The organism is Sphingomonas radiodurans, assembly GCF_020866845.1.
Classification (GTDB): Bacteria; Pseudomonadota; Alphaproteobacteria; order Sphingomonadales; family Sphingomonadaceae; genus Sphingomonas; species Sphingomonas radiodurans.
Map to the genome: position 1 here is coordinate 2,646,343 of NZ_CP086594.1, position 14,009 is coordinate 2,660,351.

General features: G+C 66.0%; 13 protein-coding genes and 1 riboswitch. Of the genes, 11 read left to right on the forward strand and 2 right to left on the reverse strand.

The window, feature by feature from the left end; all coding sequences use genetic code 11:
* Window positions 1-28: 28 nt before the first annotated feature.
* The 7 genes from LLW23_RS12320 (at window position 29) to LLW23_RS12350 (ending at window position 7,176) form a co-directional block, all read left to right on the forward strand.
* Entirely contained in the window at window positions 29-307 is a 279-nt protein-coding gene (locus tag LLW23_RS12320) for a type II toxin-antitoxin system Phd/YefM family antitoxin (RefSeq protein WP_228945808.1), read from the forward strand.
* Complete coding sequence (locus tag LLW23_RS12325) at window positions 307-693, forward strand: type II toxin-antitoxin system VapC family toxin (RefSeq protein ID WP_228945809.1); 387 nt, start codon at window positions 307-309, stop codon at window positions 691-693. The genes LLW23_RS12320 and LLW23_RS12325 overlap by 1 nt, the downstream gene beginning before the upstream one ends.
* The gene (gene cobT, locus LLW23_RS12330) at window positions 693-2,516 is read left to right on the forward strand and encodes a cobaltochelatase subunit CobT (protein WP_228945810.1); all 1,824 of its coding nucleotides are present in this window, start codon (window positions 693-695) and stop codon (window positions 2,514-2,516) included. The genes LLW23_RS12325 and cobT overlap by 1 nt, the downstream gene beginning before the upstream one ends.
* Before the next feature lie 10 nt (window positions 2,517-2,526).
* Complete coding sequence (locus LLW23_RS12335) at window positions 2,527-2,793, forward strand: ribbon-helix-helix domain-containing protein (protein WP_228945811.1); 267 nt, start codon at window positions 2,527-2,529, stop codon at window positions 2,791-2,793.
* Window positions 2,794-2,850: 57 nt separating this feature from the next.
* Window positions 2,851-5,253, forward strand: a complete 2,403-nt coding sequence (locus LLW23_RS12340; protein ID WP_228945812.1) for a TonB-dependent receptor — start codon at window positions 2,851-2,853, stop codon at window positions 5,251-5,253.
* A gap of 71 nt (window positions 5,254-5,324) precedes the next feature.
* Window positions 5,325-6,008 carry a Fe2+-dependent dioxygenase gene (locus tag LLW23_RS12345; RefSeq protein WP_228945813.1) on the forward strand — a complete coding sequence of 228 codons (684 nt, stop codon included), beginning with the start codon at window positions 5,325-5,327 and terminating at the stop codon, window positions 6,006-6,008.
* 64 nt (window positions 6,009-6,072) lie between these two features.
* Window positions 6,073-7,176: a PepSY-associated TM helix domain-containing protein gene (locus LLW23_RS12350; protein ID WP_228945814.1), complete on the forward strand. Its 1,104-nt coding sequence runs from the start codon at window positions 6,073-6,075 to the stop codon at window positions 7,174-7,176.
* Window positions 7,177-7,207: 31 nt separating this feature from the next.
* On the opposite strand, the gene LLW23_RS12355 is transcribed toward LLW23_RS12350, so the two are convergent.
* Both LLW23_RS12355 and LLW23_RS12360 read right to left on the reverse strand, forming a co-directional pair.
* Window positions 7,208-7,906, reverse strand: a complete 699-nt coding sequence (locus LLW23_RS12355) for an anti-sigma factor (RefSeq protein ID WP_228945815.1) — start codon at window positions 7,904-7,906, stop codon at window positions 7,208-7,210.
* The gene (locus tag LLW23_RS12360; protein WP_228945816.1) at window positions 7,890-8,468 is read right to left on the reverse strand and encodes a sigma-70 family RNA polymerase sigma factor; all 579 of its coding nucleotides are present in this window, start codon (window positions 8,466-8,468) and stop codon (window positions 7,890-7,892) included. The genes LLW23_RS12355 and LLW23_RS12360 overlap by 17 nt, the downstream gene beginning before the upstream one ends.
* Before the next feature lie 206 nt (window positions 8,469-8,674).
* On the opposite strand from LLW23_RS12360, the gene LLW23_RS12365 reads away from it, so the two are divergent.
* The 4 genes from LLW23_RS12365 to LLW23_RS12380 all read left to right on the forward strand — a co-directional run bounded on the left by LLW23_RS12365 (window position 8,675) and on the right by LLW23_RS12380 (window position 13,722).
* Window positions 8,675-9,658, forward strand: a complete 984-nt coding sequence (locus tag LLW23_RS12365) for a ferritin-like domain-containing protein (RefSeq protein WP_228945817.1) — start codon at window positions 8,675-8,677, stop codon at window positions 9,656-9,658.
* A 29-nt stretch (window positions 9,659-9,687) separates the two neighbouring features.
* Window positions 9,688-10,701: a ferritin-like domain-containing protein gene (locus LLW23_RS12370; protein ID WP_228945818.1), complete on the forward strand. Its 1,014-nt coding sequence runs from the start codon at window positions 9,688-9,690 to the stop codon at window positions 10,699-10,701.
* Window positions 10,702-10,784: 83 nt separating this feature from the next.
* Window positions 10,785-10,893, forward strand: a riboswitch (TPP riboswitch).
* Between the two features lie 40 nt (window positions 10,894-10,933).
* Window positions 10,934-12,793 (forward strand): phosphomethylpyrimidine synthase ThiC, encoded by a 1,860-nt coding sequence (gene thiC / locus LLW23_RS12375; protein WP_228945819.1) that lies wholly within the window; start codon window positions 10,934-10,936, stop codon window positions 12,791-12,793.
* A 176-nt stretch (window positions 12,794-12,969) separates the two neighbouring features.
* Entirely contained in the window at window positions 12,970-13,722 is a 753-nt protein-coding gene (locus tag LLW23_RS12380) for a helix-turn-helix domain-containing protein (RefSeq protein WP_228945820.1), read from the forward strand.
* Window positions 13,723-14,009 lie beyond the last annotated feature (287 nt).

The window sequence follows — 14,009 nt, forward strand, 5'->3', positions numbered from 1 at the left end:
CCTACCTAGTCCACTTGAGGAGGCACATATGGGCGAGGTTGATCCGCAAAAGACTTTCAACGTCCACGAGGCGAAGACGCACTTCTCCAAGCTGATCGAGCGCGCCCACGCCGGCGAGGAGATCATCCTCGCCAAGGCGGGCGAGCCATGGGCGAAGCTGGTGCCCTATGCGGAGCCGAAGCCTTTTCGACGTAAACCTGGCGGCCTGAGGCTGAATGGTCCGCTCGACCTGAGCGTCTTCCTTGAGCCGATGGACGAAGAAGAACTCGCCTATATCGATGACCGGCCGCCGGAAGATCGCACGTAGTGGCATATCTGCTGGATACCGTCGCCGCCTTGCGGTGGTGGGGCGATCCGTCCGGCCTTGGCCCCTCCGCGCGTGCTGTTCTTGAGGCCAACGGCGACGCGATCTTCCTGAGCGCCGTGAGCGTCTGGGAGATCGCGAACAAGAATCGTATCGGCAAGCTGCCGCAGGTCATGGGGTTCGAGGAGGACTACCCTGTTCTCCTCAAAGACAATGGCTTCGCCAGCCTCAGCCTTACCGACCGGCACGCGATGCGTGCCGGCTATCTCCCCGGCACGCACCGAGATCCGTTCGATCGTCTCATCGCCGGGCAAGCGCTGGTGGATGACTTGACCGTGCTCACGAATGATTCACAAATCGCCGCCTTCGGCTGCAAGGTACTTTGGTAATGGCCACCGAAACGCCTCTCGATCGCTTCAAGAACGTCCTCGGCGGCGCCTCGCGCGCGTTGTCGGACGAGCAGGAGCTCGAACTCGCCTTCACCGCCGATGCGCCGACGCAGTCGGGCAAGCATCTCAAGGTGCCAATGCCGGCGCGCAGCCTGCCGGCCGATCAGGTCGCCGAGGCGCGCGGCTTCGCCGATGGCTTCGCGCTCAGGCTCAAGCATCACGACGCCGCGCTCCACCTGAAGGGGGCGCCGCAGGAGGCGGTGGCGCGCGCGGTGTTCGATGCGGTGGAGACCGCCCGCGTCGAAGCGCTCGGCAGCCGCGGCTATGCCGGTATCAGCGATAATCTGTCGCACGCGCTCGACGTGCGGCTGCGTGCCGACCCGATCACGCGCGCCCGCACGCGCGACGAAGTGCCACTGTCGACCGCGCTCGGCCTGATGGTGCGCGAGGCGCTCACCGGCCAGCAGGCGCCCGCCACCGCCGCCCCCGGCGTGGCGCTGGTGCGTGAGTGGATCGAAGGCAAGTCGGACCTGTCGAACCTCGCGCTCGCGCTCGACGATCAGCGCGCCTTCCAGAGCCTCGCGATGAAGATGCTCGAGGATCTCGAACTCGTCGAGGGCGATCAGATGCCCGACGACAGCGATGACGGCGGCAACGAGGACGAGGGCACCGACAGCGAGCAACAGGACGAAGGCGAGGAAGGCGAAAGCCAGGACGGCGAGGGCCAGGCCGAGACCGAGCAGCGCGGCGAGCAGCGCGAATCCGACGACAGCGAAGGCGAGGGCCAAGAGCAGGGCGAAGACAATTTCGACGATGCCGATGGCGAGCCCGGCGACGATGGCGAGGAGGGGATGCAGCCGGTGCGCCCCAACCGCCCGCCCGCCGATTTCTCGCCCCAGTTTGATTACAAGGCGTGGACGACGCAGTTCGACGAGGTGATCGCTGCCACCGAGCTATGCGACGCCGATGAACTCGCGCGGCTGCGCGGCTATCTCGATCAGCAGCTCGTGCCGCTCCAGGCGGTCGTCTCGCGGCTCGCCAATCGGCTGCAGCGGCGGCTGATGGCGCAGCAGAACCGCTCGTGGGATTTCGATCAGGAGGAGGGCATGCTCGATGCCGCACGGCTCGCGCGCATCGTGATCAACCCGATGTTGTCGCTGTCGTACAAGGTCGAGAAGGAAACCGAGTTCAAGGACACGGTCGTCACGCTGTTGATCGACAATTCCGGCTCAATGCGCGGCCGGCCGATCTCGATCGCGGCGATCAGCGCCGATATTCTCGCGCGCACGCTGGAGCGCTGCGGCGTAAAGACCGAGATCCTCGGCTTCACGACGCGCGCGTGGAAGGGCGGGCAGGGGCGCGAGACGTGGCTCGCCGCCGGCCGTCCGCCGCAGCCTGGCCGGCTCAACGACGTACGTCACATCGTCTACAAGACCGCCGACGAGCCGTGGCGGCGTGCGCGCAACTCGCTCGGGCTGATGATGCGCGAGGGGCTGCTGAAGGAGAATATCGACGGCGAGGCGCTGCTCTGGGCGCACAGCCGCATCATCGCCCGGCCCGAGGAACGCCGCATCCTGATGGTGATCTCGGACGGCGCGCCGGTCGATGATTCGACGCTGTCGGTGAACAGCGGCTCGTATCTCGAACGGCATCTGCGCCAGGTGATCGACTGGATCGAGCGCAAGTCCCCGGTCGAGCTGATCGCGATCGGCATCGGCCATGACGTGACGCGCTACTATAGTCGCGCCGTGACCATCATGGATGTCGAGCAACTCGGCGGCACGATCATCGAACAGCTCGCAGGCCTGTTCGACGCAGCATGATCGCCACGGCGTGATCCGCCCCCCGCGTAAAGGCTTCGTCGGCCCGGTGAAGCGCTCGATAACGATCGCCGGCCACGCGACGTCGATTAGCCTCGAACCGATTTTCTGGCGATTGCTCGAGACCGCTGCTTTGTCGCATGCGCTGCCGCTGTCCGCGCTTGTCGCGCAGATCGATGCGCTGCGGATTGCCACCCCGGAGCCGCCCAACCTCGCCAGCGCGCTGCGGACATGGATCGCCGATACAAATTGTGACATCGCTAAGAGTAACTCTCAATAGCATTGACAGTGCGAACGACTCTCAATAGCGAACTCCCCAAGCATGGGGGAACGATCAATGTCTATTGTCACCACACCGCGCAGCACGCCGGCCTTTCTGGCGCTCGCCGCGGTTGGCTTTATCGCGACTGCGCCGGCACATGCCGCGCCGCTTGCGAATAGCGCCGACCCCGCCGCCGCTGATCCGCAGCAGGTGACGACCGAGGAACGGCGCCGCGACGACATCATCGTTACCGGGCAGCAGGTGAAATCCGAACAGGCCAGTGCGAAGACGACGCGGCCGGTGCGCGATACGCCGCAGACGGTAACGATCCTCACCAACAAGACGATCGAGCAGCAAAATTTGCTGACGCTGCGCGACGTGCTCTCCACCGTCCCCGGCATCACCTTCGGCGCGGCCGAGGGCGGCGTCGCGCCGTCGGACCAGATCACGCTGCGCGGCTATTCCGCATCGAGCGACATCACCGTCGATAACGTGCGCGACAGCGGCCAATATTCGCGCGGCGACCCGTTCATCATCGAGCAGGTCGAGGTCGTGAACGGCGCGAACTCGGTCTACTCCGGCTCGGGATCGGTCGGCGGCTCGATCAACCTCGTCACCAAGATGCCACAGGCCGAGACGAGCGTGACGGCGAATGCCGGCATCGGCACCGACGACTATTATCGCGGCACGATCGACGCGAACGTCCGCGCGACCGACACACTGGCGTTGCGGCTCAACGCGATGGTCCATCGCAACGACGTGCCCGGGCGCGACGTTGAGTACAACAAGCGCTGGGGCGTCGCGCCCTCGGCGACGCTGGGGATCGACGGGCCGACGCGGCTGACGGTGCATTACTTCCACGAGGAAGACGACAATATCCCGCAGTACGGCGTTCCCTATTACAAGAACGCCTTCAACAACGGCCCGGTGCCGGGCGTCGATCGCAGCGACTATTTCGGCTATCGCAACGTCGATACGCAGGACATCACGATTGATCGCGCGACGATCATCGCCGAGCATGAGTTCAGCGATCGCGTGTCGATCCGCAACCTCGCACGCTGGCAGAATGTGCAGCAGCTGACGGTCGTCGGCCCGCCGCAAGGCACGTTCTGCCTGCCCGGCAACGTCACCCCCGCGGGCGCCGCATGCCCGGCGACTACGCCGATCGGCTATTATTCGATCAGCGGCCCGCGCGGCAATTATCGCGATGTCACGAACCTGCTGATGTACGACCAGCTCGATTTGCGCGCGACGGTCAGCACCGGGGCCGTCGAGCATACGATCGTGCTTGGCGGTTCATATAGCTGGGAGGAGTTCACCCTCTCCACCGGCAACGTCTTCCGCAATGCTAACGGCACCGCGGCGTTCGGCAGCTTCCCGCTGATCAACTTCTCGAACCCCAATGAAGTCGTGCCGGGGCCGGCGGGCTTCACTTACGGCAGCAACCTCTACACCGGCCCGATCAACCGCATCGAAAGCCAGCGGCAGCGCGGCGAACTGGAGAATTGGGCCGTCTACCTGTTCGACACGATGAAGCTCGGCAAGGTCGAGCTGAACGGGGGCGTCCGGCTCGAACGCAACAACGGCAATTACCAGACCGATGCGCTGGCGGCCAATACCGCGGCGACCGCCACCGCGCCGCAAGGCCCGATCATCGCCGGCGAGCGGCTGACCAACAACGCCACCTTATTCTCCTATCGCGTCGGCCTGGTCTACAAGCCGATCGAGGCGGTGAGCCTCTACGCCGCGTACGGCAATGCCATGACGCCGTCGCAGAATGCGGTGAACGGCGCTTGCACCACCGCCACGTGCAACGTCGATCCTGAGACCGCGAAGAGCTACGAGATCGGCGCGAAGGGCGAATTATTCGACGGACGTCTGCTGCTGACCGCGTCCGCCTTCCGCAACCAGCGCGACAAATATCGCGTCGCCTCCAACGATCCCATGATCCCCGATCAGGTGCTCGACGGCGCCTCGCGCGTCGACGGGATCACGCTGGGTGCATCGGGCAAGATCACGTCCGCATGGGAAATCACCGCCAATTACACGTACCTCAAGCCGGAACTGCTCCAGTCAGTGTCCGATTTCTGCCTGGCGAACCCGAGCAACGCCTGCGGCAACACCGCCGCCAATCCCGATCCGGCGCGTGGCGCGCCGTTGCAGAACACGCCCGATCATTCGGGCAGCCTGTTCACCACCTATCGCCTGCCGTTCGGCCTGACCTTGGGCTATGGCCTCACGTACCAGGGAACGTTCGCGTTCAACCTGCCGACCGCAGCCGCGCCGACGATCACCCGTTCCGACGATTACTGGGTCCACAGCGCATATCTGTCATACGATTTCACGCCGAACCTGACCGCGCAGCTCAACGTCAAGAACGTCGGCGACGAGCTGTATTATACGCGCATCCGCAACAACGGCTGGGCGACGCCGGGCGACGCGCGTTCCGCGGTGCTGACCGTCGGCTACCGGTTCTGAACACCCCGAGCGTCGTCGCCGCACCGGCGGGGATGACGTCCGCGGTGCAAGCGACGTAGGAGCCTCATCCCATGCTGATCGCGATCCCGGACCTGCTCGATCCCGCCGCGCTGGTGCGCGTGCGCGCGATCGTGGATGCCGCCGAATGGGTCGACGGCAACGTCACCTCCGGGCACCAGTCGGCGCTCGCCAAGCGCAACGAACAATTGCCCGAGGAAAGCGCGGCAGCGCGCGAGGCCGGCCGGATCGTGCTCGACGCGCTTGGCCGCTCGCCGCTGTTCTTCGCCGCCACACTGCCGCTCAAGGTCTTCCCGCCGCTCTTCAACCGCTACGGCGTCGGACAGACGTTCGGCACGCACGTCGACAATGCGATCCGCATCCAGCGCGGCACCGATTTCCGCATCCGCGCCGATATTTCGGTGACCTTGTTCCTCGCCAATGAGGGCGATTACGACGGCGGCGAACTCGTGATCGAGGATCTCTTCGGTGCGCAGCGCGTGAAGCTGCCCGCCGGCCATGCGGTCGTCTATCCCTCGTCCAGCCTGCACCATGTGACGCCCGTCACGCGCGGCACGCGGGTCGCCTCGTTCTTCTGGCTGCAGTCGATGGTGCGCGATGACAGTGCGCGGCGCATCCTTTACGATGTCGATCGCAGCGTCCAGGCAGTCGCCGCCGACAAGGGGCAGGGTGATCCGACGGTGATCCAGCTGACCGGCGTCTACCACAATCTCCTGCGCCGCTGGGCCGACGCCTGACCATCAGTGATTGACTGGTGTCGGGACGACATCCACCGGCACGACCGACAAAAAGGGACGGATAATGAACAAGCTCGCGATGCGGCGGCTCTGGTTTCAGGTTCACAAATGGATCGGGCTGATCCTCGCCATCCTGATCATCCCACTGTCGTTGAGCGGCGCCGCGCTGGTATGGGACGATGGGCTCGACCGGCTCGTCAACCCCGGGCGCTACGCCACGAGTGGCAGCGCGATGCTGCCGCTCGACCGATACCTTGCTGCCGCCCGGTCCAGGGCGCAGCGCGAAGATCGTGTTGCGAACATCGTCCTTCCCGAGGATGGCGGGCCAGTCGTCGTCACGCTTGTGCGACCGCCCGCGCAAGGCGAGCGCCGCCCGCTCCGCACCACCGTCTATGTCGATCCGCCGACCGCGACCTTGCTCGACGTGGCCGACAATAGCCGTGGGCTGCTGCGCACGTTGCACGTTCTCCATGGCAGCCTGTTGGTGCCGGGCGTGGGGCGGCAGATCGTCGGCTGGATCGGCGTTGCGATGATGCTGTCGAGCTTCACCGGGCTGTGGCTGTGGTGGCCCGTAGTCGGTCGCTGGGCAAAGGGGCTGCGCTGGCGGCGGCACGCCAATGTCGATGCGAACTTGCATCATCTGGCGGGCTTCTGGATCGCGATCCCTTTGTTCGTGCTGTCGCTGACCGGTGCCTGGATCAGCTTTCCGGCGTTCTTCGGCGCACTCGTCGGCGAGCCGGCGCGCAGGGGAGGCCCGCCGGGAATGATGGATCGGCCCGTCGATCGCCCGGCGATGGCGATCGACCAGGTATTGTCTCGCGCGCGCGCCTTCGGCCCGGCCGAACCGCTGCGCACGATCATCCTTCCAACCGAGCGGAAATCGGATTGGACCCTGGCTTACGATACGCAACCCATGATCACGGTGGCGGTGGCGGACGACAGCGGGGTCGCGGCCCGGTCCGCCCCCGCGCGCAGTGGCGGCGGCGTTGGGCGTCTGATGCGGCGCTTGCACGACGGCACCGGCATGGGCTGGCTGTGGCAGGCGCTGATCTTCGTCGGCGGCGTGCTTCCGGTGCTGCTTGCGATCACTGGCGTGATCATGTGGTGGCGTGCGCGGACGTGGCGACGCGCGTTGGCGGAACGGCAGCGTGCGCGGCTGACTGCCTAGCTCGCTCGGCGGGCTAGCGCGGATCTGGTCGTCAGATCCGCGTAAGCGCGCCGGTCGCCACCACCGGCCCGGTCGGCACCGGCTTGGGCGAACCGCCCAACGGCTCGATCGAGATCGCGAGCGTCGCACCGGCGGCCAGCGCGGCGCGATCGGCCGGGCTCAGCCGCAGCGCGGTCGTGCCCGTCGCGGTCAACAGCCCGAGCGACTGCGGCACGCCATCGCCGCCGATCCGCCAGAGTTGCGCGACCCTGCCTGCCGGCACGGTGATCCCCGCCGGCACGCGCACTTGGCCTTGCCCGACGTCGAACAGCGCCGCGAACGGCTTGGTGTCGGTCGTGCCGTCCGGCGCCATCGCCGCGGCAAAGACAGGCGCGGGCGCGGCAGCGACCGGTCGCGGTGCCGGCGTCGGTGGCGCCACCACGTCCGCCGGCCGCAGTACCAGCGCAAGCGCAAGCGCCGCAGCCAGCGCCGATGCACCACCGGTCGCCCAACGCCAGCCAACCGGATCGCCGCCGCCGATCGTGGCCAGTCGCTGCTCGACCCACGCCGGCGGCTCGACCGACGGATACTCGGGGTACAATAGCGCGAAGTGCGCCCGCCACCGCTCGACCTCGCGCGCGAACTCGGGCTCGGCCAGCATCCGGCGCAGCGCAGCCGAGCGCTCCTCGCCCTCGATCAGCCCAAGCGCCAGCTCGGCCGCGGTGACGCTATCGTCAGGAGCCACTGCCATCGAGGCACTCCCGCAATCGGAGGAGGCCGCGTCGTACCCAGCTCTTCATCGTGCCGAGCGGCACGGCGGCGCGCTCCGCCAGTTCGGCATAGGTGAATCCGTCGAAGAATGCCGTGCGGATCGCCGCACGCTGCCGCTCCTCCAGATCATCGAGGCACAGATGCAGCGCGCGTTCGCGTTCGTCGAGCAGCATTATGTCCGGCGCGGAGGGTGTATCGTCCGCAATTTCGGCCAGCACAGCGTCTGACGTGGTCACTGGCCGATTGGCGCGGCGCCAGTCGATCGAACGGTTGCGCGCGATCGTCGACAGCCATGCGATTGCGCTGCCCCGCGAGGCATCGAAGCCCGCCGCTCGTGTCCAAACCGTAAGATAGACGTCCTGCAACACGTCCTCCGCTGCCTTTCGTTCCCCACAGGTACGCAGGCAGATGCCGAAAAGCTTCGCACTGGTCAGTCGATACACGAGTCGGAAAGCGCGAGCGTCCTGCTTCCCGGTGCGCACAAGCGCATCCGTCAAGCGCGCACGCGCTGCATCATCAACTCCGGCCGCCCCCTCCCGCATCGCCCCGCTATGGCGGATTTGGCTGCGGCTAACCAGCATAAGTGTAATATAAAAAGATTTTCTGCTGGGCATCCTTCCCGGACGCTGCTCGTACCTCGACTATCGCGCATCGCTGTCGATCTGTTCAGGTTGGCGAAGGCGAAACGATCTAGATGTCGGGCGGTCCGGCATCGGGTCGGCACGAGCTTTTCGGGAAGGATGCCGCAATGTCACAATCGGATCAGTTGCTGGAGTCGCTGGACGGCCGCGCCCGTCGGCGCGAAGATCGACGCGCCTTCTTTACGGCAGCGCTCAGCGCGGCCGCAGTCGGCGCGGGTGCCTTCGCCTTCGCTAGTCCGGCAGCGGCACAGACGGTGACGGACGCCGATGTGCTCAACTTCGCGCTCAACCTCGAATATCTCGAAGCGAACTTCTATTATTACGCCGTGTTCGGCACGGCCATCCCGGCCGCTTCGCAGGGCACGTCGCCTGGCGCGATTACTGGTGGTGCGAAGGTCAACTTCACCGATCCGCTGGTGGCGCAATATGCCCGCGAGATCGCGGCTGACGAGCTCGCGCATGTCAACTTCCTGCGCGGCGCACTCGGCACATCCGCCGTCGTGCAGCCCGCGATCAACATCAGCGGCGACGTGAACGGCGCCTTCAGTGCCGCCGCCCAGGCCGCCGGCGTCGTCCCGGCCGGTACCGCGTTCAACCCTTATGCCTCGGACGAGGCGTTCCTGCTCGGCGCGTTCATCTTCGAGGATGTCGGCGTGACCGCATACAAGGGCGCCGCGCCGCTGCTGACCAACAAGACTTTCCTCGAGGCCGCCGCCGGCATCCTCGCGGTCGAGGCGTATCACGCCGCGATCGTCCGCACTGTGCTGTATCGCAAGGGTATCGAAACCCCCTCGGCACAGCTGATCGAGACAACCGAAAAGATCTCCGCCGCGCGCGATTCGCTTGATGGCGCGCCGGCCGAGGATGCCACCCGCGGCATCGCGCCCGATGACGATCAGGGCATCCTGCCGAGCACGAGCAGCGCCGGCACTGTGTCGAACATCGCACCGCTCAACATGAACGGTCTCGCGTACAGCCGCTCGGCCGCGCAGACGCTGAACATTGTTTATCTGAACCGCGCCGCAGTGACGATGGGCGGTTTCTTCCCCGCCGGCGTCAACGGCACCATCAAGACCAGCGCCGCGAACTGATCGCGCCCCCCAGATTAAGGAATAAGGCCATGATCAAGGATTCCGTACTCGCGGCGCTCGAAGTTGCCGAGCTGCGTCGCGCCGAGCGTCGCCGTTTTCTAAAGGTGGCGGGCGCATCGACTGCCGCCATTGGCGGGCTTACGCTGCTCGCCGCCTGCGGTGACGACGATGACGACACGCCCACGCCAACCCCGTCGCCCACGCCGACCCCGACCCCGACGTCGGCCACCATCGGCGATGGCGATATCCTTAACCTCGCGCTCAACCTTGAGTATCTTGAGGCGCAATTCTATTCGTTTGCGGCGTTCGGCGTAGGCCTGCCTGAGTCGAGCCTAAGCGGTTCGGTCGGCACGCGCGGCAACGTGACGGGTGGCCGCCGCGTCACCTTCACCGACCCGCTCGTCGCCGCCTACGCGCGTGAGATCGCGGCAGACGAGATCGCCCACGTCAACTTCCTGCGTGCGGCGATCGGCAGCACCGCGGTCGCGCAGCCGGCGATCAACATCGATGGCGGTCCGAACGGCGCCTTCACCGCAGCGGCGCGCGCTGCGGGCCTCGTGGGGGCGAGCGAAAGCTTCGATCCTTACGCCAACGACAATACGTTCCTGCTCGCCGCCTTCCTGTTCGAGGACGTCGGCGTCACGGCGTACAAGGGCGCCGCGCCGCTGCTGACCAGCAAGGTGTTCCTCGAGGCGGCAGCCGGCATCCTGGCGGCCGAGGCCTATCACGCCGGGCTCGTCCGCACCGTGATCTACGCGAAGGGTCTCGATACGACGACTGGCCTGCGTGCGGGCGCGAACGCGATCTCGAACGCGCGCGATTCGCTCGAGGGAACCAGTGATCTCGATCAGGGCGTCACGGGTAGCGACGCCACCGTGTCGAATATCGTGCCGACCGACAGCAACGGCATCGTCTACAGCCGTTCGCCCGAGCAGGTGCACAACATCGTCTATCTGCGCACCACGGCCGGCATCGGCGGCGGGTTCTTTCCCGCCGGCACCAACAACGCCTTCGCCGCACTGCGGACCAGCGGCGCGAATTGATCGCAACCTTTGTTACGAGGAGGCCGCGCGGGCAACCGCGCGGCCCTTTTCATTTGTGGCGCGTGCGCAAGGCGCGTAAGCCGATCGCTTCCTCGGGGGACCGCTGACGGCGGTTGAGAGGCGGGCACGAGCCCGCGACCCGCCGAACCTGATCCGGTTGACACCGGCGGAGGGAAGGAGGCGCGCCACACCGGCAATCCGTCTTCACTCTCCGATTATAGGAGAGACGAGCATGGCCGACGTTCAAGCCCGCACCGAGATCGGCGTCACCACCGGCCCGATCCGCGGCTCCCGCAAGATCCATGTCGGCCCACTCGGTGTCGCGATGCGCGCGATCGATCTCGAACCCTCGTGCGGCGAACCCCCGCTCAACGTCTACGATACGTCGGGGCCGTACACCGATCCCAACGCGCACATCGACATCATGACCGGCCTGCCACAACTCCGCCGCGACTGGATCATGGCCCGCGGCGACGTCGAGGCGTACGACGCGCGCGAGCTGCGCCCCGAGGACAACGGCCAGCTCGGCCCCGACCGCTCGGGCGGCGTCCAGCCGTTCCCCAACGTCGTGCGCCGCCCGCTGCGCGCCAAGCCCGGCGCCAACGTCAGCCAGATGCACTACGCCCGCCGCGGTATCATCACCGCCGAGATGGAATATGTCGCCACACGCGAGAACCTCGGCCGCGCGATGCTCAAGGAATATGTCCGCGACGGCGAAAGCTTCGGCGCGGCGATCCCCGATTACGTGACCCCCGAGTTCGTCCGCGACGAAATCGCGCGCGGCCGGGCGATTATCCCCAACAACATCAACCACCCCGAATCCGAGCCGATGGCGATCGGCCGCAACTTCCTGGTGAAGATCAACGCCAACATCGGCAACAGCGCGGTCGCCAGCAACGTCGCGACCGAGGTCGACAAGCTCGTCTGGTCGATCCGCTGGGGCGCCGACACGGTAATGGACCTCTCCACCGGCCGCAACATCCACGACACGCGCGAATGGATCATCCGCAACTCGCCCGTGCCGATCGGCACCGTGCCGATCTACCAGGCGCTCGAAAAGGTCGGCGGCGTCGCCGAGGAGCTGACGTGGGAGATCTTCCGTGACACGCTGATCGAGCAGGCCGAACAGGGCGTCGATTATTTCACGATCCACGCTGGCGTCCGCCTGCCGTACGTCCCGCTCGCCGCCAAGCGCGTGACCGGCATCGTCAGCCGCGGCGGCTCGATCATGGCGAAATGGTGCCTCAGCCACCACAAGGAGAGCTTCCTCTACGAGCATTTCGACGAGATCACCGAGATCATGAAGGCGTATGACATCGCCTACAGCCTCGGCGACGGTCTGCGCCCCGGCAGCATCGCCGACGCCAATGACGAAGCGCAGTTCGCAGAACTCTACACGCTGGGCGAACTCACCCACCGCGCCTGGGCGCAGGACGTGCAGGTGATGATCGAAGGCCCCGGCCACGTGCCGATGCACAAGATCAAGGAGAATATGGAAAAGCAGCTCGAGGTATGCGGCGAAGCGCCGTTCTACACGCTCGGGCCGCTCACCACCGATATCGCGCCGGGCTACGACCATATCACCAGCGGCATCGGCGCGGCGATGATCGGTTGGTACGGCACCGCGATGCTTTGTTACGTCACGCCCAAGGAGCATCTCGGCCTGCCCGACCGCGACGATGTGAAGGTCGGCGTCGTCACCTACAAGCTCGCCGCCCACGCCGCCGATCTGGCGAAGGGGCATCCCGCCGCGCAGATGCGCGACGACGCTTTGTCGCGCGCGCGTTTCGAATTCCGCTGGCGCGACCAGTTCAACCTGTCGCTCGATCCCGACACGGCGGAGAATTATCACGACCAGACGCTGCCTGCCGAAGGCGCAAAGACCGCACATTTCTGCTCGATGTGCGGGCCTAAGTTCTGCTCGATGAAGATCTCGCAGGAGGTCCGCGATTTCGCCAAGCTCCAGAACCAGGGCAGCGAAGGCTTCATCGCCACCGCCGAGGCCGAAGCCGGCATGGCGCGGATGAGCGACGTGTACGAGGAAACGGGCCGCGAGCTCTACATGGGCGCCGGCGACCGCGAACACGATTGACCCCTAAATCCTCCCCGAGCTTGCTCGGGGAGGGGAACATGCGCAGCATGGTGGAGGGGCCGGGCCACGCGCTGCGACTGCTGAAGCAGGGATGGCGGTACAATCCTTTTGGGGGTCACCGCCACCGATCAACCGCTTAGGGTCGGGCGACTTGGCTCGGGTTGGCGGTGGAGACGATGGTTCACGGATATGAGGCGCTGACCGAGAAGGAGAAGCAGACGCTTCGTCTGCTGCTGGTTGGGCATGACGCCAAATCGATGGCACGGCATTTCGATCTTTCGGTCCACACCATCAACGAACGGCTGCGCGACGCGAGGCGCAAGCTCTCCGTATCGAGCAGCAAGGAAGCCGCGCGGCTGCTGCGCGCGGCGGAGGACACGGCCCCCCAATCGATCAGGGACACGCCGTTCGGGGAAGCCGCCGACCTGCCACCCGACCAACACGGCTCCCGAGCCCCGGCGCCCTCGCGATTTCCGCGGCGGCATCTGTGGGCGATCGGAGGAATCGTCATGCTGTCTCTCGCCGCCGTGCTGCTCGCCCTGTCCGCGCCCGTCCAAGCGCCCGCCGGATCACCCGCCGCCCCGGCCACGACGCCCGCCGCCGAAACTGCCGTCACCAAGGCCGCGCGCGACTGGCTGGCGCTGGTCGACGATGCGAAATGGCAGGAAAGCTGGGAAGGGACCGCCCAGTCGTTCCGCTCGGCCAACACCGTCGCCGCCTGGCAATCGGCATCCGAACAGGCCCGCACGCCGCTCGGCCGCGTCCTCTCGCGCACGCTGCTGCGCGAGGTCGATGTGCCCGCCCCACCCGCCGGCTATCGCACGGTCCAATTCCGTACCGATTTCGCCAACAAGCGCGGCGCCACCGAAACACTGTCGCTCGACCGTGACGGCGACAGCTGGAAGGTCGTCGGCATCTATATCGAGTGACCCGGCTTGGTGCGTCGCGCACGAAGATGGGCGATGCCTTTCCACACCCGCAAAGCATCAGCACCGCAGATCGTTGATACCGCAGCGCCAATGCGCCACACGAACGACTAGGCTCGGCATGCGATTAACCTCGAACGACGCAATAAATCAGGTTGTCGCCGCTTTACTCCGCCCAATCTCGGCGAGCACGATGGATCAGGAAAACTTCTTGAGCGTGCATTCTCTCCTCCGCTAGGTCAGACGGGGAAGGGGAGCGTTTTGAACCTTAGAGAGCGCACGTTTGAGAT